The sequence below is a fragment of the Pseudomonas sp. CFBP 8758 genome, from assembly GCF_014841725.1.
Taxonomy (GTDB): Bacteria; Pseudomonadota; Gammaproteobacteria; order Pseudomonadales; family Pseudomonadaceae; genus Aquipseudomonas; species Aquipseudomonas baltica.
In genome coordinates this window covers 357,401-375,859 of the sequence record NZ_JACYUK010000005.1, presented here as the reverse complement: position 1 = coordinate 375,859, position 18,459 = coordinate 357,401, and the positions used below count along the sequence as shown (strand labels likewise).

17 protein-coding genes are annotated in these 18,459 nt (G+C 60.5%); 14 read left to right on the top strand and 3 right to left on the bottom strand.

Annotated elements, in window-relative coordinates:
• Positions 1 to 2 precede the first annotated feature (2 nt).
• From atpA to glmS, 7 genes are all read left to right on the top strand, one after another.
• A complete protein-coding gene (gene atpA / locus IFT75_RS13510; protein ID WP_122480032.1) occupies positions 3 to 1,547 on the top strand; it encodes a F0F1 ATP synthase subunit alpha in 1,545 nt (514 codons plus the stop codon).
• Positions 1,548 to 1,597: 50 nt separating this feature from the next.
• On the top strand, positions 1,598 to 2,458 hold the full coding sequence (gene atpG / locus IFT75_RS13505) for a F0F1 ATP synthase subunit gamma (RefSeq protein WP_043192052.1): 861 nt from the start codon (positions 1,598 to 1,600) through the stop codon (positions 2,456 to 2,458).
• 27 nt (positions 2,459 to 2,485) lie between these two features.
• Positions 2,486 to 3,862 carry a F0F1 ATP synthase subunit beta gene (atpD, locus tag IFT75_RS13500; protein ID WP_122480031.1) on the top strand — a complete coding sequence of 459 codons (1,377 nt, stop codon included), beginning with the start codon at positions 2,486 to 2,488 and terminating at the stop codon, positions 3,860 to 3,862.
• A 42-nt stretch (positions 3,863 to 3,904) separates the two neighbouring features.
• Positions 3,905 to 4,330 (top strand): F0F1 ATP synthase subunit epsilon, encoded by a 426-nt coding sequence (locus tag IFT75_RS13495; RefSeq protein WP_043192055.1) that lies wholly within the window; start codon positions 3,905 to 3,907, stop codon positions 4,328 to 4,330.
• A 112-nt stretch (positions 4,331 to 4,442) separates the two neighbouring features.
• Entirely contained in the window at positions 4,443 to 5,810 is a 1,368-nt protein-coding gene (glmU, locus tag IFT75_RS13490) for a bifunctional UDP-N-acetylglucosamine diphosphorylase/glucosamine-1-phosphate N-acetyltransferase GlmU (protein WP_192055169.1), read from the top strand.
• A 190-nt stretch (positions 5,811 to 6,000) separates the two neighbouring features.
• Positions 6,001 to 6,768, top strand: a complete 768-nt coding sequence (locus IFT75_RS13485; RefSeq protein WP_122480029.1) for a DeoR/GlpR family DNA-binding transcription regulator — start codon at positions 6,001 to 6,003, stop codon at positions 6,766 to 6,768.
• A gap of 11 nt (positions 6,769 to 6,779) precedes the next feature.
• Entirely contained in the window at positions 6,780 to 8,615 is a 1,836-nt protein-coding gene (gene glmS / locus IFT75_RS13480) for a glutamine--fructose-6-phosphate transaminase (isomerizing) (protein WP_192055167.1), read from the top strand.
• Between the two features lie 73 nt (positions 8,616 to 8,688).
• Here glmS and IFT75_RS13475 read toward each other — a convergent pair whose 3' ends face one another.
• Entirely contained in the window at positions 8,689 to 9,219 is a 531-nt protein-coding gene (locus IFT75_RS13475) for a DUF1003 domain-containing protein (protein ID WP_192055166.1), read from the bottom strand.
• Positions 9,220 to 9,424: 205 nt separating this feature from the next.
• Between IFT75_RS13475 and IFT75_RS13470 the strand changes: the two genes are divergently transcribed.
• The 7 genes from IFT75_RS13470 to IFT75_RS13440 all read left to right on the top strand — a co-directional run bounded on the left by IFT75_RS13470 (position 9,425) and on the right by IFT75_RS13440 (position 15,381).
• Positions 9,425 to 10,162: an IclR family transcriptional regulator gene (locus IFT75_RS13470; protein WP_122480026.1), complete on the top strand. Its 738-nt coding sequence runs from the start codon at positions 9,425 to 9,427 to the stop codon at positions 10,160 to 10,162.
• Positions 10,163 to 10,222: 60 nt separating this feature from the next.
• Entirely contained in the window at positions 10,223 to 10,978 is a 756-nt protein-coding gene (locus IFT75_RS13465) for a transporter substrate-binding domain-containing protein (protein WP_122480025.1), read from the top strand.
• An 81-nt stretch (positions 10,979 to 11,059) separates the two neighbouring features.
• Positions 11,060 to 11,725, top strand: coding sequence for an amino acid ABC transporter permease (locus IFT75_RS13460; RefSeq protein WP_122796681.1), 666 nt, complete (start codon positions 11,060 to 11,062; stop codon positions 11,723 to 11,725).
• 11 nt (positions 11,726 to 11,736) lie between these two features.
• Positions 11,737 to 12,498 (top strand): amino acid ABC transporter ATP-binding protein, encoded by a 762-nt coding sequence (locus IFT75_RS13455; RefSeq protein ID WP_264382888.1) that lies wholly within the window; start codon positions 11,737 to 11,739, stop codon positions 12,496 to 12,498.
• Positions 12,499 to 12,532: 34 nt separating this feature from the next.
• Positions 12,533 to 13,957, top strand: a complete 1,425-nt coding sequence (locus IFT75_RS13450; RefSeq protein WP_342214377.1) for a formimidoylglutamate deiminase — start codon at positions 12,533 to 12,535, stop codon at positions 13,955 to 13,957.
• Entirely contained in the window at positions 13,954 to 14,757 is an 804-nt protein-coding gene (gene hutG / locus IFT75_RS13445; RefSeq protein WP_192055164.1) for an N-formylglutamate deformylase, read from the top strand. Before IFT75_RS13450 ends, hutG begins: the two co-directional genes overlap by 4 nt.
• Before the next feature lie 24 nt (positions 14,758 to 14,781).
• Complete coding sequence (locus IFT75_RS13440; RefSeq protein WP_274605351.1) at positions 14,782 to 15,381, top strand: HutD/Ves family protein; 600 nt, start codon at positions 14,782 to 14,784, stop codon at positions 15,379 to 15,381.
• A gap of 161 nt (positions 15,382 to 15,542) precedes the next feature.
• Here IFT75_RS13440 and IFT75_RS13435 read toward each other — a convergent pair whose 3' ends face one another.
• Both IFT75_RS13435 and cls read right to left on the bottom strand, forming a co-directional pair.
• Positions 15,543 to 16,829, bottom strand: a complete 1,287-nt coding sequence (locus IFT75_RS13435; RefSeq protein ID WP_192055161.1) for an acyltransferase family protein — start codon at positions 16,827 to 16,829, stop codon at positions 15,543 to 15,545.
• A gap of 125 nt (positions 16,830 to 16,954) precedes the next feature.
• Entirely contained in the window at positions 16,955 to 18,394 is a 1,440-nt protein-coding gene (cls, locus tag IFT75_RS13430) for a cardiolipin synthase (RefSeq protein WP_122480019.1), read from the bottom strand.
• Positions 18,395 to 18,459 lie beyond the last annotated feature (65 nt).

The window sequence follows — 18,459 nt, the reverse complement described above, 5'->3', positions numbered from 1 at the left end:
CAATGCAGCAACTCAATCCTTCCGAAATAAGTGAAATCATCAAGGGTCGCATCGACAAGCTCGATGTGACTTCCCAAGCCCGTAACGAAGGCACCGTCGTCAGCGTTTCCGACGGTATCGTACGGATCCACGGTCTGGCCGACGTCATGTACGGCGAAATGATCGAGTTTCCAGGCGGCGTCTTCGGCATGGCACTCAACCTGGAGCAGGACTCCGTAGGCGCCGTGGTACTGGGCGCGTACACCAGCCTGGCCGAAGGCATGAGCGCCAAGTGCACCGGCCGCATCCTGGAAGTTCCGGTTGGCAAGGAACTGCTGGGTCGCGTCGTCGACGCACTGGGCAACCCTGTCGATGGCAAGGGTCCGCTGGGCAACACCGAGACCGACGCGGTCGAAAAGGTTGCACCGGGCGTTATCTGGCGTAAGTCGGTAGACCAGCCTGTGCAGACTGGCTACAAGGCCGTCGACGCCATGATCCCTGTCGGCCGTGGCCAGCGCGAGCTGATCATCGGCGACCGTCAGATCGGCAAGACCGCTCTGGCGATCGACGCGATCATCAACCAGAAGAACTCCGGTATCTTCTGCGTCTACGTTGCCATCGGTCAGAAGCAGTCGACCATCGCCAACGTGGTACGCAAGCTGGAAGAAAACGGCGCCCTGGCCAACACCATCGTGGTGGCTGCCAGTGCCTCGGAATCTCCTGCGCTGCAGTTCCTCGCGCCTTACTCCGGCTGCACCATGGGCGAGTTCTTCCGTGACCGCGGTGAAGACGCACTGATCGTCTATGACGATCTGTCCAAGCAAGCAGTGGCCTACCGCCAGATTTCCCTGCTGCTGCGCCGTCCACCAGGTCGTGAAGCCTACCCAGGCGACGTGTTCTATCTCCACTCCCGCTTGCTGGAGCGTGCTTCGCGCGTTTCCGAAGAGTACGTCGAGAAGTTCACCAACGGCGCAGTGACCGGCAAGACCGGCTCCCTGACCGCGTTGCCGATCATCGAAACCCAGGCTGGCGACGTTTCCGCGTTCGTTCCGACCAACGTGATTTCCATCACCGACGGTCAGATCTTCCTGGAATCGGCCATGTTCAACTCGGGCATCCGCCCTGCAGTGAACGCCGGTGTTTCGGTATCCCGCGTAGGTGGTGCCGCTCAGACCAAGATCATCAAGAAGCTGTCCGGTGGTATCCGTACCGCTCTGGCTCAGTACCGTGAACTGGCGGCATTCGCCCAGTTCGCGTCTGACCTGGACGAAGCCACCCGCAAGCAGCTCGAACACGGCCAGCGCGTGACCGAGCTGATGAAGCAGAAGCAGTACTCGCCAATGTCGATCGCCGACATGGCGCTGTCGCTGTATGCCGCCGAGCGTGGTTTCCTGACTGACGTCGAGATCGCCAAGGTAGGTAGCTTCGAGCAGGCCCTGATTGCTTACTTCAACCGCGATCACGCCGACCTGTTGGCGAAGATCAACGTGAAGGGTGACTTCAATGACGAAATCGACGCGGGCCTCAAGGCCGGTATCGAGAAGTTCAAGGCCACCCAAACCTGGTAAGCCGCAGCAGGGGCCGCAAGGCCCCTGCTTGCTAACCTGATAGGTGTTACATGGCAGGCGCAAAAGAGATTCGCAGTAAGATTGCGAGCATCAAAAGCACGCAAAAAATTACCAGCGCCATGGAAAAAGTGGCGGTCAGCAAAATGCGCAAGGCACAAATGCGCATGGCAGCCAGCCGTCCCTACGCGGAACGTATCCGCCAGGTGATTGGACATCTGGCCAACGCCAACCCGGAATACCGCCACCCGTTCATGATCGAACGCGCCGTCAAGCGCGTCGGCTATATCGTGGTGAGCAGTGACCGTGGTCTGTGCGGCGGCTTGAACACCAACCTGTTCAAGGCCCTGGTCAAGGACATGGCGGCCAATCGCGAACGCGGCGTCGAAATCGACCTGTGCGTGATCGGCAGCAAGGGTGCAGCGTTCTTTCGCAACTTCGGCGGCAACGTCGTGGCAGCGATCAGCCATCTGGGCGAAGAGCCGTCGATCAATGATCTGATCGGCAGCGTCAAGGTGATGCTGGACGCGTACCTGGAAGGCCGTATCGATCGCCTGTCCGTGGTGTCCAACAAGTTCATCAATACCATGACGCAACAACCGACGGTGGAGCAGTTGATCCCGTTGGAGGCAACCCCGGATCAAGAACTCAAGCACCACTGGGATTACCTGTACGAACCCGACGCCAAAGAGCTGCTGGAAGGCCTGATGGTGCGTTACGTGGAGTCGCAGGTGTACCAGGCGGTGGTCGAGAACAACGCTGCTGAACAAGCGGCGCGGATGATCGCGATGAAGAATGCAACCGACAACGCCGGCGACCTGATCAGCGATTTGCAGCTGATCTACAACAAGGCGCGTCAGGCTGCGATCACCCAAGAGATCTCGGAAATCGTCGGCGGCGCTGCCGCGGTTTAACGGTTCAAATATTCAGAGGATCCAGCTATGAGTAGCGGACGTATCGTTCAAATCATCGGCGCCGTTATCGACGTGGAATTTCCACGCGACAGCGTACCGAGCATCTACAACGCGCTGAAGGTACAAGGCGCTGAAACCACCCTCGAAGTCCAGCAGCAGCTGGGCGACGGCGTGGTTCGTACCATTGCCATGGGTTCCACCGAAGGCCTCAAACGCGGCCTGAACGTACTCGACAGCGGCGCAGCCATTTCCGTACCCGTTGGCAAGGCCACTCTGGGCCGGATCATGGACGTACTGGGCAACCCGATCGACGAAGCGGGCCCGATCGACACCGAAGAGCGCTGGGGCATTCACCGTCCGGCACCTTCCTTCGCGGACCAGGCAGGCGGCAACGACCTGCTGGAAACCGGCATCAAGGTCATCGACCTGGTCTGCCCGTTCGCCAAGGGCGGTAAAGTCGGTCTGTTCGGTGGTGCCGGTGTCGGCAAGACCGTGAACATGATGGAGCTGATCCGTAACATCGCCATCGAGCACAGCGGTTATTCCGTGTTCGCCGGTGTGGGCGAGCGTACCCGTGAGGGTAACGACTTCTACCACGAGATGAAGGACTCCAACGTTCTGGACAAGGTAGCCCTTGTCTACGGCCAGATGAACGAGCCGCCGGGCAACCGTCTGCGCGTCGCCCTGACCGGTCTGACCATGGCCGAGAAATTCCGTGACGAAGGTAACGACGTTCTGCTGTTCGTCGACAACATCTATCGTTACACCCTGGCCGGTACCGAAGTGTCCGCACTGCTGGGCCGTATGCCATCGGCAGTAGGCTACCAGCCGACCCTGGCCGAAGAGATGGGCGTTCTGCAGGAACGCATCACTTCGACCAAGGAAGGTTCGATCACCTCGATCCAGGCGGTATACGTACCTGCGGATGACTTGACCGACCCGTCGCCTGCGACCACCTTCGCCCACTTGGACGCCACCGTCGTACTGTCCCGTGACATCGCCTCCCTGGGTATCTACCCAGCGGTCGATCCACTGGACTCGACTTCGCGCCAGCTGGACCCGAACGTGATCGGCCAGGAGCACTACGACACCGCTCGCGGCGTTCAGTATGTGCTGCAGCGCTACAAAGAGCTGAAGGACATCATTGCGATCCTGGGTATGGACGAGCTGTCGGAAACCGACAAGCAGTTGGTATCCCGCGCTCGTAAGATCCAGCGCTTCCTGTCGCAGCCGTTCTTCGTGGCTGAAGTCTTCACCGGTGCCTCGGGTAAATACGTTTCCCTGAAAGACACCATCGCAGGCTTCAAAGGCATCCTCAACGGCGACTACGACCACCTGCCGGAACAAGCGTTCTACATGGTCGGCGGCATCGAAGAAGCGATCGAGAAAGCCAAGAAACTGTAATCCTGGCGCCCGGCGACGGGCGCTAATCAGGTTGAGGCAAGTATGGCTATGACAGTCCATTGCGATATTGTCAGCGCGGAAGGAGAAATCTTTTCCGGTCTGGTCGAGATGGTGATTGCGCACGGTAACCTGGGTGATATCGGTATCGCTCCAGGCCACGCCCCGCTGATCACCGATCTCAAGCCGGGTCCGATCCGCCTGATCAAGCAGGGTGGCGAAGCCGAGGTGTTCTACATCTCTGGTGGTTTCCTCGAGGTTCAGCCGAACATGGTCAAGGTTCTTGCCGACACCGTGCAGCGTGCTGCCGACCTGGATGAAGCTTCCGCTCAGGAAGCCGTCAAGGCTGCCGAGAAGGCCCTGAACGAAAAAGGCGCAGACTTCGACTACGGATCTGCCGCCGCACGCCTGGCCGAGGCTGCAGCTCAGCTGCGCACCGTCCAGCAGATCCGCAAGAAATTCGGCGGCTGATGCGTCGACTCACTTGCGATTGAGTAAAAGGGTAGCCTCGGCTACCCTTTTTCTTTTTCAGCATTTTCTCCCCGGTCAGCCTGCTGGCCATTCTCCGGACTGGTAGCCGTTCATGTCTCTCGATATCGTCATTCTCGCCGCCGGCCAAGGCACACGCATGCGCTCGGCCTTGCCCAAGGTGTTGCACCCGGTCGCTGGCAATTCAATGCTCGGCCATGTTATCCACAGCGCCCGCCAGCTCAAGCCGCAGAACATCCACGTGGTGATTGGCCACGGTGCGAATGCGGTACGTGAACGCCTGGCCGCTGACGACCTGAATTTCGTGCTGCAGGACAGGCAGCTGGGAACCGGCCATGCGGTCGCCCAGGCTGTGCCAGGCCTAACGGCCGACAATGTATTGATACTTTACGGCGACGTTCCGCTGATCGAAGTGGCGACTTTGCAGCGCCTGCTGCAGAAAGTCAGTGCCGACCAGCTAGGCCTGCTCACCGTCGAGCTTGCCGATCCCACGGGCTACGGCCGCATCGTGCGCGATGCGGATGGCCAGGTGCAGGCTATCGTCGAGCACAAGGACGCCAGCGATGCACAGAAAGCCATTCGAGAAGGCAACACCGGCATTCTCGCAGTGCCTGGCAAGCGTCTGGCCGAGTGGCTGGCGCGCCTGTCCAACAATAACGCTCAAGGTGAGTATTACCTGACCGATGTGATCGCCATGGCTGTCAGCGATGGCTTGGTGGTGGCCACTGAAACCGCCCAGGATCCGATGGAGGTGCAGGGCGCCAATGACCGCCGTCAACTTGCGGAATTGGAGCGTCACTACCAGTTGCGCGAAGGGCGTCGGTTGATGGCCCAGGGCGTGACCTTGCGCGACCCGGCGCGCTTCGATGTGCGCGGTGAAGTCAGCGTGGGTCGGGACGTGTTGATCGATGTCAATGTGGTGCTCGAAGGGCGGGTGGTGATCGAAGACGATGTGGTCATCGGGCCCAACTGCTACATCAAGGACAGTACGCTGGGCAGAGGCGTGGAGGTCAAGGCCAACAGCCACCTCGACGGTGCAGTGCTGCACGAAGGCAGCGATGCTGGCCCCTTTGCGCGCCTGCGACCCGGCACGGTGCTGGAAGCCCGGGCGCATGTGGGTAACTTCGTCGAGCTGAAGAATGCCCGTATGGGCGAGGGCGCCAAGGCCGGTCACTTGAGTTATCTGGGCGATGCGGACATCGGTGCCAACAGCAACATCGGCGCCGGTACCATCACTTGCAACTACGACGGCGCGAACAAATGGAAAACGACCATTGGTGAGGACGTTTTCATCGGTTCCAACAATGCGCTGGTCGCACCTGTGGATATCTTGGCTGGATCGACGACTGCTGCAGGTTCGACCATCACCCAACAGGTGCCTGCAGGGCAATTGGGCGTGGCACGTGCGCGGCAGCGTAACATCGAAGGGTGGAAGCGACCGGTGAAGGTGAAGAAGCCTTAGTTATCCACAGGTGTAGCTATTGTATAAGGCTATTCGCGGGCAGAGCCCGCTCCCACAAGGTCTCAGGTAGGACCCTGTTGGAGCGGGCTCTGCCCGCGAAGAGGCCATGATAAATACGATGACACCATTGACGAACCTTTCAGTTTAGGTTTCTATTGCCTTCGTTATCTTTCGAATCGAAACTTAGGCCATGTCGAAGCGCAATACGCCCCAACGCCGTCACAGCATCCTTGCCCTGCTCAATGAGCAGGGCGAAGTGACTGTGGATAACTTGGCGAGGCATTTCGCAACGTCCGAAGTCACTATCCGCAAGGACCTCGCTGCCCTAGAGAGCCACGGCCTGCTGCTGCGTCGCTATGGCGGCGCGGTAACCATGCCGCAAGAGCTGATCGGCGAACCGAGCCAACGCGTCTCGGCCATCAAGCAATCCATCGCCCGCGCTGCCGTCATGCGCATCAAGGAGCACGCGCGCATCATCATCGACAGTGGCAGCACCACCGCTGCGATGATTCCCGAGCTGGGCAAACAGCCGGGCCTGGTGGTCATGACCAACTCGCTGCACGTCGCCAATGCCCTGAGTGCATTGGAGCATGAGCCCGTCTTGCTGATGACCGGCGGCACTTGGGATCCGCACTCCGAATCTTTCCAGGGCCAGGTGGCCGAGCAGGTGCTGCGCTCCTATGACTTCGACCAGTTGTTCATCGGTGCCGACGGCATCGATCTGGAGCGCGGCACCACGACCTTCAACGAGTTGCTGGGCCTGAGCCGAGTGATGGCCGAAGTCGCTCGCGAAGTGATCGTCATGGTCGAGTCCGACAAGGTCGGACGCAGGATCCCCAATCTGGAGCTGCCCTGGGGCCGCATCAGCACCCTCATTACCGATGATCGCCTGCCCCTCGAAGCACGCGATCAGATTCAGGCGCGCGGGATAGATCTCGTGCTCGCCGCTACCAGCTAGGAGAAGCGAACATGTGTGGAATCGTCGGCGCCATCGCGGAGCGCAACATCACTGCCATTCTGGTCGAGGGCCTCAAGCGCCTGGAATATCGCGGTTACGACAGCGCCGGCGTAGCCGTGTTGAGCGAGGATGGCAGCGTGCAGCGCCGCCGTCGCGTCGGCAAGGTTGCCGAACTGCAGGCCGCGCTGGCTGATGAGCCTCTGCTCGGCAAGCTGGGCATCGCCCATACCCGATGGGCCACTCATGGTGCGCCGACCGAACAGAACGCCCACCCGCACTTTTCCACTGCTGAAGTGGCAGTGGTGCACAACGGCATCATCGAAAACCATGAAGTCCTGCGCACCCAGCTCAAGGAGCTGGGCTACGTATTCACGTCGCAGACCGATACCGAAGTCATCGCGCATCTGTTGCATCACACCCTCAAGGCATTGCCCGACCTGGCCGACGCTCTCAAGGCGACGGTCAAGCAACTGCACGGCGCCTACGGCCTGGCGGCCATCAGCGTGCACCAACCCGACCGTCTGGTGGCCGCCCGCAGCGGCAGCCCACTGGTCATCGGCCTGGGCATGGGCGAGAACTTCCTCGCCTCAGACCAGTTGGCGCTGCGGCAGGTGACCGACCGTTTCATGTACCTGGAGGAAGGTGACATTGCCGAGATCCGCCGTGAAAGCGTGCAGATCTGGGATGCCGCCGGCATGCCTGTGGAACGTGAAAGCGTGCAGTATCACGAAGGCGCCGAGGCGGCCGACAAGGGCGAGTATCGCCACTTCATGATGAAAGAGATCCACGAGCAGCCCACCGTGGTACAGCGCACCCTGGAAGGTCGCCTGGGCCAGAACCAGGTGCTGGTGCAGGCCTTCGGTCCGCAGGCCGCCGAGCTGTTCGCCAAGGTGCGCAATGTGCAGATCGTGGCGTGCGGCACCAGCTATCACGCCGGTATGGTTGCGCGCTATTGGCTCGAGGGCCTGGCCGGCATCCCTTGCCAGGTCGAAGTGGCCAGCGAGTTCCGCTATCGCAAGGTCGTGGTGCAGCCCGACACGCTGTTCGTTTCCATTTCACAGTCCGGTGAAACGGCCGACACCCTGGCCGCGCTGCGCAATGGCAAGCAATTGGGGTTTCTCGGCAGCCTGGCGATCTGCAACGTCGGCATCAGCTCTTTGGTGCGCGAGTCCGACCTGACCTTGCTGACCCAGGCAGGTCCGGAAATCGGTGTCGCTTCGACCAAGGCCTTCACCACTCAACTGGTTGCGTTGATGCTGCTGACGCTGTCGCTTGGCCAAGTTCACGGGACGCTGGAGGAGGGCGTGGAAGCCGAGCTGGTGGCCGAACTGCGCCGTCTGCCGACACGCCTGGGCGAAGCCCTGGCCATGGACACCACCATCGAGCGCATCGCCGAGCTGTTCGCCGAGAAGCACCACACGCTGTTCCTGGGCCGCGGCGCGCAATTCCCGGTGGCGATGGAAGGCGCGCTGAAGCTCAAGGAAATCTCGTACATTCATGCCGAAGCCTATCCTGCCGGTGAGTTGAAGCACGGGCCGCTGGCGCTGGTGGACAAGGACATGCCCGTGGTAACCGTGGCGCCGAACAACGAGCTGCTGGAAAAGCTCAAGTCCAACCTGCAGGAAGTCCGTGCCCGCGGCGGTGAGCTGGTGGTCTTCGCCGATGAGCAGGCGCAACTGAGCAATGGTCCCGGCACCCATGTGGTGGCGATGCCGCACATCATCGATGCACTGGCGCCGATCCTCTACACCATTCCTTTGCAGCTGCTTTCGTACTATGTGGCGGTGCTCAAGGGTACGGACGTGGATCAGCCGCGCAACTTGGCGAAGTCGGTGACGGTGGAGTGAGGGGGGTGTGAGGCGGTAAGCGCCTTCATCGTAGAAATCAGCCGATCCTGCCCCCGGACGCCCAAGCGCACATTCACACGCTGCCCTTGGGCTCCACACTCGCCAGGATCCGATCCAGCCGCTTCAGGATCTCCTTGTCGATCTTTTCATGCAGCCGCATGATTTCCAGCTCCGCGCGCAGGTTCACCTCGAAGTCCAGGCTCGCGGCCAGGCGGTCTTTGGCCGACTGGCGGTTCTGACTCATCATGATCACCGGCGCCTGGATGGCCGCGACGGTAGAGAGCATCAGGTTGAGAAAAATGTACGGGTAAGGGTCGAAGGCCAGGCCGAAGTGATCGAGCACATCGGTATTGAGCAGCATCCAGCCGAACAGGATGATGGTAAAGGCGATGATGAACGCCCATGAGCCGCCGATCGCCGCAACCCGATCAGACAGTCTTTCGCCGAACGTTGCGACTTCGTCGGAGGCGTCACTGGCATCGCGGCTGACGGGCAGACGCTTTTTCATCTGCTCCAGAACATGTATTTCTTCAGGTTCGAGCTGATGGGGGTGTTTGCCAAGGAAGCGTTGAGCCAGAGGTTCAAGTGGGTGCTTGGTGGCCATGGGGCAGGGTCTTCAGATGGGGAGAAAGACGGACACTATCCCATGGAATTCGGCAGCGCTGAATGCTCGGATGTGCCTGTGGCACCGCGCGTTCGGTGAATTTCACCAGTGGCCCACGCAGTCCCATGCCAGCGACATGGAGGTTTTTTTCCCGCCCAATGAGAATCCCCCTTCAGAATCGAGAATTTGTTCTTATAGTGCAGTCATGAACGACCCACGAACCACCAGCATTGTCGACCGTGTGCTGCAGGTGCTGACCTGCGTGGCCAAGGCTGGGCAACCGATTGCGGCCAAGCGCATTGCCGCGCAGGTGCAGATGCCGTTGAGCACGGTCTATCGGCACCTGGCGTCGTTGAAGAAGTGGGGTCTGCTGCAAGAACACATGACCACGGGGCTGTACGAGCCAGGCGCGACCGGCGTGCAGTTGGCGTGGGGTTTCGATCAGACCTCCAACCTGATCAGCCAGAGCCGCGACGAGATCAGTGCCCTGGCTGAGCGCACGGGAGAAAGCGTCGGCTTGTTGGTGTACAGCAACGGCCAGATGGTGTGCATCGCCATGGAGGAGAGCAGCAGCTCGCTGCGTTGCTCGTTCACCAAGGGCCGCGCCCACTCCATGATGCAGGGCGCCTCGGCCAAGAGCCTGTTGGCGTTTCTGCCCGAATCGGTGCAGCGCCAACTGCTGAAAACGCAATCGCAGGAGGGCGCCATGGACGTTGCGGCGCTGGAAAGGGAGATCACCAGGATCCGCAAGAATGGCTATGCCACCAGTGACAGTGAGGTCGATCTGGGTGTTTGGGGCGTAAGTGTCCCGCTGATTTCGGCGGACGGTGCCCTGGAAGGCACCATTACGTTGATGGCGCCGTCACTGCGCGTTGGCCCACGGGAGGCTGAATTGATCAGCCTCACCAGAAAAGCAGCCAGCCGCATCTGCAATCGCTTCTAACTGCCGCCCAATCCATGTTTCAGGTCCTGACCGGACCTACCCTTGCCGAAGGAATTCGTGATGAAAGCGTTGAAGTTATTCACCCCCCTGGCTGCCGCGCTGACGCTGATGGCTTCGCTGTGCACCTCGGCCCAGGCAGCTGATGAAGTGATGCGTGTCGGCACCGATGCGACCTTTCCACCCATGGAGTTCGTGCAGGATGGCAAGCGCACCGGCTTCGATATCGAACTGATCGAAGCCATCGGCAAGCAACTGAACAAGAAGGTCGAGTGGATCGACATCGGCTTCAAGGGGCTGATCCCCGGCTTGATTTCCAACCGCTTCGACGTGGCGGCGTCGGCCATCTACATGACCGAAGAACGGCAGAAGGTGGTCAACTTCACTGATTCCTACTATCGCGGCGGCCTCGCTGTGCTGGTCCTGAAGGATGACACCAGCATCGATAAACCCGGCGATCTGGTCGCGGGCAAGAAGGTTTCAGCCCAGGTAGGTACCAAGTCCATCGACTTTCTGAAAACCAACTACCCCGCAGTGAGCGTGGTGGAAGTGGAAAAGAACCAGGCCATGTTCGACCTGTTGGCCATTGGCCGGGTGAACGCTGCAGTGACCGGGCGCCCGGCGGCGGTGGAATATGCCAAGCGTCAGCCCAAGGTCCGCGTGCTGGACGAAGGCTTGACCACCGAACTGTACGGTTTTGCCGTTCGCAAGAATGACACCGCGCTGCAACAGCAGATGAACCAGGCGCTGCAAACCCTGCGCAGCAATGGCGAATACGCCGCACTGACCCAGAAGTGGTTCGGCACCACCAAAGAATAAGTCGCCGTTGCAGGTTCGGCCGATGCTGCGACGAGCCTGCACACTTTACGGCTTTAACCGTAAGCCTCTGCGGAGTACCTCATGGATCTCGACTTTTCCCCGGTCTGGGACGGCTGGCGCGCGCTCGCCTCCGGTACCCTGACCACCATCGAAATCACCGCTGCAGCGTTGGTGCTGGGCTGTGTCCTGGGCCTGTTGATCGGGTTGGGGCGGCTGAATCCCAAGCGCACGCTGATCTACGGGCTGTGCACCACCTACCTGACGCTGGTCCGCGGCACGCCGCTGCTGGTGCAGCTGTTCATTCTGTTCTTTGGCCTGCCGCACTTCGGCATTCAGTTACCCGCTTATGTGTGCGGAATTTTCGGCCTGGGCATCTACAGTGCGGCCTATGTCTCGGAGATTGTCAGGGGTTCGATCCAGTCGGTGGAAAAGGGCCAGATGGAAGCCGCCCGCTCGCTGGGTCTGCCGCACAAACTGGCGATGCGCAAGGTCATCCTGCCCCAGGCCTTCGTGCGCATGATCCCCGCCCTGGGCAACGAATTCATCGCGTTGATCAAGAACTCGGCGCTGGTGTCACTGCTCACCATCGCCGACGTGATGCACGAAGGCGAGAAGATCATCAGCGTGTCCTACCGTTCGCTCGAAGTGTACCTCGCCATTGCCGTCATCTACCTGATGCTGACCAGCATCACCACCTTGATCCTGCGCCGCACCGAGAAAGTGCTGCGCGCCGACGGGAGAGTGTGATGAGCACCGCCATTATCGATATTCAAAACCTGAGCAAATCGTTTGGCACGCATCAGGTGCTGCACAACATCGACTTCAGCGTACAGGCCAGCCAGGTCGTGGTGGTGATCGGGCCCAGCGGGTCGGGCAAGAGCACTTTCCTGCGTTGCATGAACGGCTTGGAAACCGCCGAAGGCGGGACGCTGCGCGCGTGTGGCCATACCGTGGTGGAGCAGGGCAGGATGATGTCGGAGAGCAAACTGGACGCCCTGCGCAGCGAAGTCGGCATGGTGTTCCAGTCGTTCAACCTGTTCCCGCACCTCAGCGTGCTGGACAACATCATCCTGGCGCCCATGGCCCTGCGCGGCAGATCGCGCCAAGCGGCCGAAGAGCAGGGGCTGCGCCTGTTGAACAAGGTTGGCCTGGAGCACAAGGCGCAGGTCTACCCCGGCACTTTGTCCGGTGGGCAGAAGCAGCGCGTTGCGATTGCCCGCGCATTGGCCATGGAGCCCAAGGTCATGCTGTTCGACGAGCCTACCTCGGCGCTGGATCCGGAGCTGGTGGGCGAGGTATTGCAGGTCATGAAGACCCTGGCGAGCGAAGGCATGACCATGATCATCGTTACCCACGAAATGGGATTTGCCCGGGAAGTGGCCGACGTGGTGGTGGTCATGGATCAAGGCGCGATTGTCGAGGCCGCGCCACCGGCGCAGCTTTTCACCGCACCGCGTGAAGCGCGGACCCGCAGTTTCCTGCACAGCGTGCTGTCGCGAGACGCAGCGCCTGTTCTTTGATGGCTTGCGCTTGCGCCACTGCCCAGAGGTTTTTGTGGATATACCAATCGATTCAGTTGCCAGCCAAGCCCAGGGCAGTCTGTTTGCCCACAGCGCCTTGCTGCCTGGTGGCTGGCAGCGCAATGTACTGCTGAGTTGGAACGCCGCTGGCGATCTGACCACCGTGGCCTGCGATGCCGTGCCCTTGGCTGGCACGCCGGTGGCGCGTGGCCCGGTGATCAGTGGCATGCCCAACCTGCACTCCCACACGTTCCAGCGCGCCATGGCCGGCTTGACCGAAACCCTGGGCGACCCCGCCGACTCCTTCTGGAGCTGGCGTACCCTGATGTATCGATTTGCCCAGCGCCTGCAGCCTCGGCACTTGCAGGCCATCGGTCGGCACCTGTACATCGAAATGCTCAAGGCCGGGTACACCTCGGTGTGCGAGTTCCATTACGTGCACCACGACGCTGACGGCCAGCGTTACGCGAACCCCGCCGAATTGTCCCTGCGCGTGGTGCGGGCGGCCGAAGAAGTAGGCATCGGCATGACCCTGCTTCCGGTGCTTTACCAATACGGTGGGCTAGGCCAGGCAGAACCCTTGCCGCACCAACGTCGTTTCATCAATTCACCGGAGTGGATTCTGGAGCTGCGTCAGCACCTGCAAAAAGCCATGCCGCAGAACGGCAATCGGCGTTATGGCGTCGCGCCGCATTCGTTACGTGCCGTGAGCGAAGCGTCCCTGTCGAGACTGATGGATGGCCTGGATGCCGACGATCCGCGCGCGCCCGTGCATATCCATATTGCCGAGCAGACCCGCGAGGTCGAGGAATGCGAGGCAATCCTCGGCCAGCGACCGGTGCAGTGGCTGTTGGACCGCCAACCCTTGGACCCGCGTTGGTGCCTGGTGCACGCCACCCACATGGACGACGCTGAATACGCAGCGTTGGCGCGCAGTGGTGCCACCGTAGGGCTATGCCCGAGCACCGAAGCCAATCTTGGCGATGGATTGTTCGACGCTCAGCGGTTTCTGGCAGACAAGGGCCGTTGGGGTATCGGTTCGGACAGCAACGTAGCCGTCAACCCCTGGGCCGAGCTACGCCTGCTGGAATACGGCCAGCGCCTGTTGCACCGTCGGCGCAATGTGCTGGCCAGCCCCGACGCGCCGGTGGTGGCGGATCGCCTGTTCGATCAGTCGGTCAAGGGCGGGGCCCAGGCGACCGGCCGCTCGGTAGCCGGGCTGATGGTGGGGCAACGTGCCGACCTGGTCGTCATCGATTCAGACGCCGTGAATATCGCCCCGGGCCATCCAGCCCAGCTGTTGTCCTCGCTGGTGTTCTGCGAGCACGGCAACAATCTGGTACGTGACGTCTTCGTCGGCGGCAGGCAGGTCATCGATGACGGCCAGCACGCCCTGCAAGTGCAGGCTCTGCAAGGCTACCGCGCCACCCTGGCCGATTTACTGGAGCATACGCTATGAATCGGGAACCTACCTTCGAGCTGCATCAGGGCGTCGGCCCTCTGCTGATATCGATGCCTCACGTCGGCACCTTGCTGCCGGACGAGCTGAAAGCGCATTACAGCCTGGTCGGCCAGGCGGTGGATGACACCGATTGGCATATTCATGAGTTGTACGACTTCGCTGCCGCTCTGGGCGCGTCGACGTTGCGTCCACGATTTTCGCGCTACATGATCGACCTGAACCGGCCTGCCGATGGCGCCAGCCTGTATCCGGGCCAGAACACCACCGGGCTATGCCCGCTGACGACATTCGACGACGTGCCGCTGTACCAGCCGGGGCACGAACCAGACGATGCGCAAATCGCACAGCGTTTGGAGCATTACTGGCAGCCGTACCATCGAGCGTTGCAGCAGCAATTGGAACGAATCAAGGCGATCCATGGCTACGCCCTGCTGTGGGACGCGCACTCGATCCGTTCGGTCATCCCGCACCTGTTCGAAGGCCAGTTACCGGTGTTCAACTTCGGCACCGCCAACGGCAGCGCCTGCGCACCCGGCATCGGGGAGCAGCTGCTCGCCGTGGCCGAGCGGTTGGCTCCGCAGTTGCCGGCGGTACTCAATGGCCGCTTCAAAGGCGGCTACATCACTCGCCAGTACGGCCACCCGGCCCAAGGGGTTCACGCCGTACAGCTGGAGCTGGCGCAGCGAGCCTACATGCAGGAAACCGCCCCCTACGGGTTGCAAGCAGACAAGGTCGAGACTCTCCAGCCGGTACTGCGTGCACTGATCGAGCGATTCATGGCGTTCAAGCCTGCCTGACATTCCTTTGGTAGCCAGATTCCGATGACCGATGCGCACGTATACCGCCCCGAAGATTACGCGTCCATGCCGTGGAAGAACGGCGGCGGCAGTACCCTGGAAATTGTCCGGCAGCGCTCCGTCGATGACAGCGGGTATGACTGGCGCCTGTCGATTGCCCAGATCAGCGCCGACGGACCCTTCTCCGTGTTCGCCGGTTATAGCCGGATCATCACCGTGCTGCACGGCGATGGCATGGTGTTGGAAGTGAACGGGGTGGAGAGCAGGGCGCTGGGTCCCATCCAGCCTATGAGTTTCGACGGTGGGGCGAAGGTACGGTGTCGGTTGCTGGGTTCACCCATCGAGGACTTCAACCTGATCTACCGCCACGATCGGATCCAGGCATCGTTGCGCTGGGTGGATTGCCATCCGGTGGTGGTGTTGAGCTCGGTGGCGGCCGAGGTGATTTTCTTCAACGCCTCTTCAGATGCTGTCCAGGTGACCGACGCGAGTGATGGACGCAGACACGAGTTAAGCTCGCGAGCAACGTTGCGCTGCACCAACGCCAGCGGCCGGCGCCAGCGTTACAGCCTGGAAGGTACGGCCGCGCAGGTGTGCGTGGTTGAGTTGGACAGGTTGGGCTGAACCGCAGCGGCTGGCTGTCCACCTTGTCGGGCAAACTGTCCCGCGCCTGCAACATCAGCCTTTGCAGCGTGCCCTTTGGAAGTCTGTACAGGGCTAGGAACGGCGCGTGGGTCCCTTGCAGCTCAGGCAGCGCCTGAACTGCAAGGACAGTCACCCGATGTTCAGGCTGCGCGCAGGGCGTTGGTGTTGCCCGACGTCTCACGCTTGCTCTTCACCACCCAGCGACTCAACGGACCCTGCAACAGCCACTGTCGCGTACGGTTGCCAATCTGCTCCTGAAAGATCACGCACAGAATGATGCACGCCAGCAGCAGCAGCGGGTAGTAAGTCAGCGACAATGGATGCCCCTTGGCCTCTGCCACGCACGCCGCCGCGTTGGTGAAGCACAGGTTCACGTCGATGTTCGCCAGCATTTCCAAGCGACGGAAGACGATGAAGATCGGCGTGTGCAGGGCGAACATCGGCAGTGACGCGGCGCCCAGACGGCGGGCCCATTTGATATGCCGCTCGCTTTGCGCACTCGAGGCCATGGCGCACAGGATGATGACGCTGAGCACCATCGGCAGCAGCAAGCCATTGTGCAGCAGCACATACCAATGGCTTTCGCCCCGCCAGTTGACCTCGGCGGCGATCGCCACACCGAAGCCCAGGGCAATCACCGCCATCAATTTGCGAGGCCCGCGCAGGCCGGTACCCATCAGTCGATAATCGCGAAACAGCAGGTAGGCGACGATGCCTGCGAGAAAGACCGGCAGCCGCAGCAACGGGAAGTGGTGCAGGAAGCCAATCCATATCGAGCTGTAGTCGTCATTGAGGACCACCAGCAAAGGAGGGATCAGGCAGGCGGCCCAGATGATCAGCAGCAACCCTACCTTATGTTTGGCGGCTGCCAGGCGTGGCGCAAACCAGGGGAATGTCAGGTAGAAGAAGAACAGCGCCGAGATCGACCACAGCGGGCCGTTGTAGGCCAGGTAAACCGGGTTCCAGGCCTGCAGCAGGGTAACCTGCAGCACAGCATTCACGGCTATCTGGAAATCGCTGAGTTTGTATTTGAGCAGCTCGGGCGCGGTACGCTTGAGCAGGTCATCGGAACGATACGCCACACTCAGGTCAGTGTTGCTGTCGAACAGGCCTGTCAGCGATATCAGAACCACGCAGCTGGCGAGGCCGAATATGTGGATCGGATAGAGGTTGGCAAATCGTTTGGTCATGAAGGAGACCGGCGGCTCCCGCAGTTTGTCACCGTCGAGGTAGACGTGCGCGAGGAGAAAACCGGACAACGCAAAAAAGCTGCTTGTGGCAAAGAAACCCAATTCGGTGAATTCCACCAACCCACTCAGCTGTGTGTATTCCTCGTAGAACGGCAGCGTGTGGAACATCACCAGATACACGCCCAGGAAAAACCGCAGCCATTCCAAACCGATGAATCTCTCTTTCTCTGCGTTCATGCAGGTCCACTTCCCTTTAGTAATATCGAAGCCCGCTCATGGTACACGAAGCGTTTCCAATGTTTCCTTATATGTCTAAAGGCAGGCTTCGTTGCCGATCAGCTGACAAATTCGCCTACTGCGCGCTACAGGATAGGCGAAATCAAGCGCGCCACTCGCATACCGAGCTTTTCCAAACGATGTGTCTCTTTGCTATCACGGACATCTATTTCTCGTGACTGGGCGAAATCATCGAGCAACATCTGTTCCACTTCGCTGGTGAATGCCTTATCGACGGTCAGCAACATGATTTCGAAGTTCAAACGAAACGAGCGGTTGTCCATATTGGCACTGCCGATTGCCGTAATTTCATCGTCGACCAGCACCACTTTCTGATGCAGAAAGCCTGGGCCATAGCGATACATTTTCACCCCGGCGCGCACTGCTTCGAACGCGAACAGGCTGGATGCGGCATACACCACTTTGTGATCCGGACGCGAGGGCAGCAGGATACGGACGTCCACCCCGCGCAGTACCGCCAACCGCAGTGCGGCAAAAACCGCTTCGTCCGGTATGAAATAAGGAGTGGTTATCCACACTCTGTCATTCGCAGCGTGGATCGATTCAACGAAAAACAGCGAGCAGGTTTCATAGGGGTCGGCCGGGCCACTGGCCAGCACTTGGCACAACACGCCGTCTTCCTCATACGCTTCGGGGAGGATCAAGGGTGGCAATTCCCGTGCTGCCCAGAACCAGTCTTCGGCAAACGACTCTTGCAGGCAGGCGATCACCGGCCCGCTGATGCTCACATGGGTATCGCGCCAGGGCGAGAGCTTGGGATTGCCGCCCAGGTATTCGTCGCCGACGTTATGGCCACCGATGAAGCCTTTTACTCCGTCCACCACGACGATCTTGCGATGGTTGCGGAAATTGACCTGAAACCTGTTCAACCAGCCGCTTTGGGTCGCGAATGCTTTCACATTGACGCCACCCTCGCGCAGCCGCTCGACGTATTCGCGGGGCAGGGCGTGGCTCCCCACTCGGTCGTAAAGCACGTAGACCTCGACCCCCTCGGAGGCCTTTTGCAGCAGCAAGCCTTGCAGCTGCCGGCCGATATGATCGTCGTGGATGATGAAGAACTGCACCAACACCGCTCGCCGGGCTTCGCGGATGGCTGCAAAGATGGCATCGAACGTGGCGTGTCCATTGATCAGCAGACCGACCCGGTTATTGGCCAGGCATGGCATCCGGCCAAGTTTGGGCATGGCCCTGAGTGACGCGTAAGACGTGGATTTGCGTGCGGCAAGTGCTTCCTCTATCCAAGGGCGCCAATCCATGTCGGCGATGGCGGTGTGCATCTCCTTGTTGGCATGCCGACGGGCCTTGATGTATGCGTCGAACGTGCTGCGGCCAAACACCAGATAGGGGATCAACGTGAGGTAGGGAATGAACAACAGCGATAAGGCCCAAGCAATCGAACCCTGCGCGGTGCGTACGGTAAGAACTGCATGAACGGCGGCAGCGATGCCCAACACGTGCAGCAGGCCAAATAGATACCCAAAAAAAATCGGACTGTGATAATCCATTGCACGGCGGCTCCTTGATGCGCTGTGCTAAACAGACCACGTTCAGTGGCGGTTGTCGCGTTTTT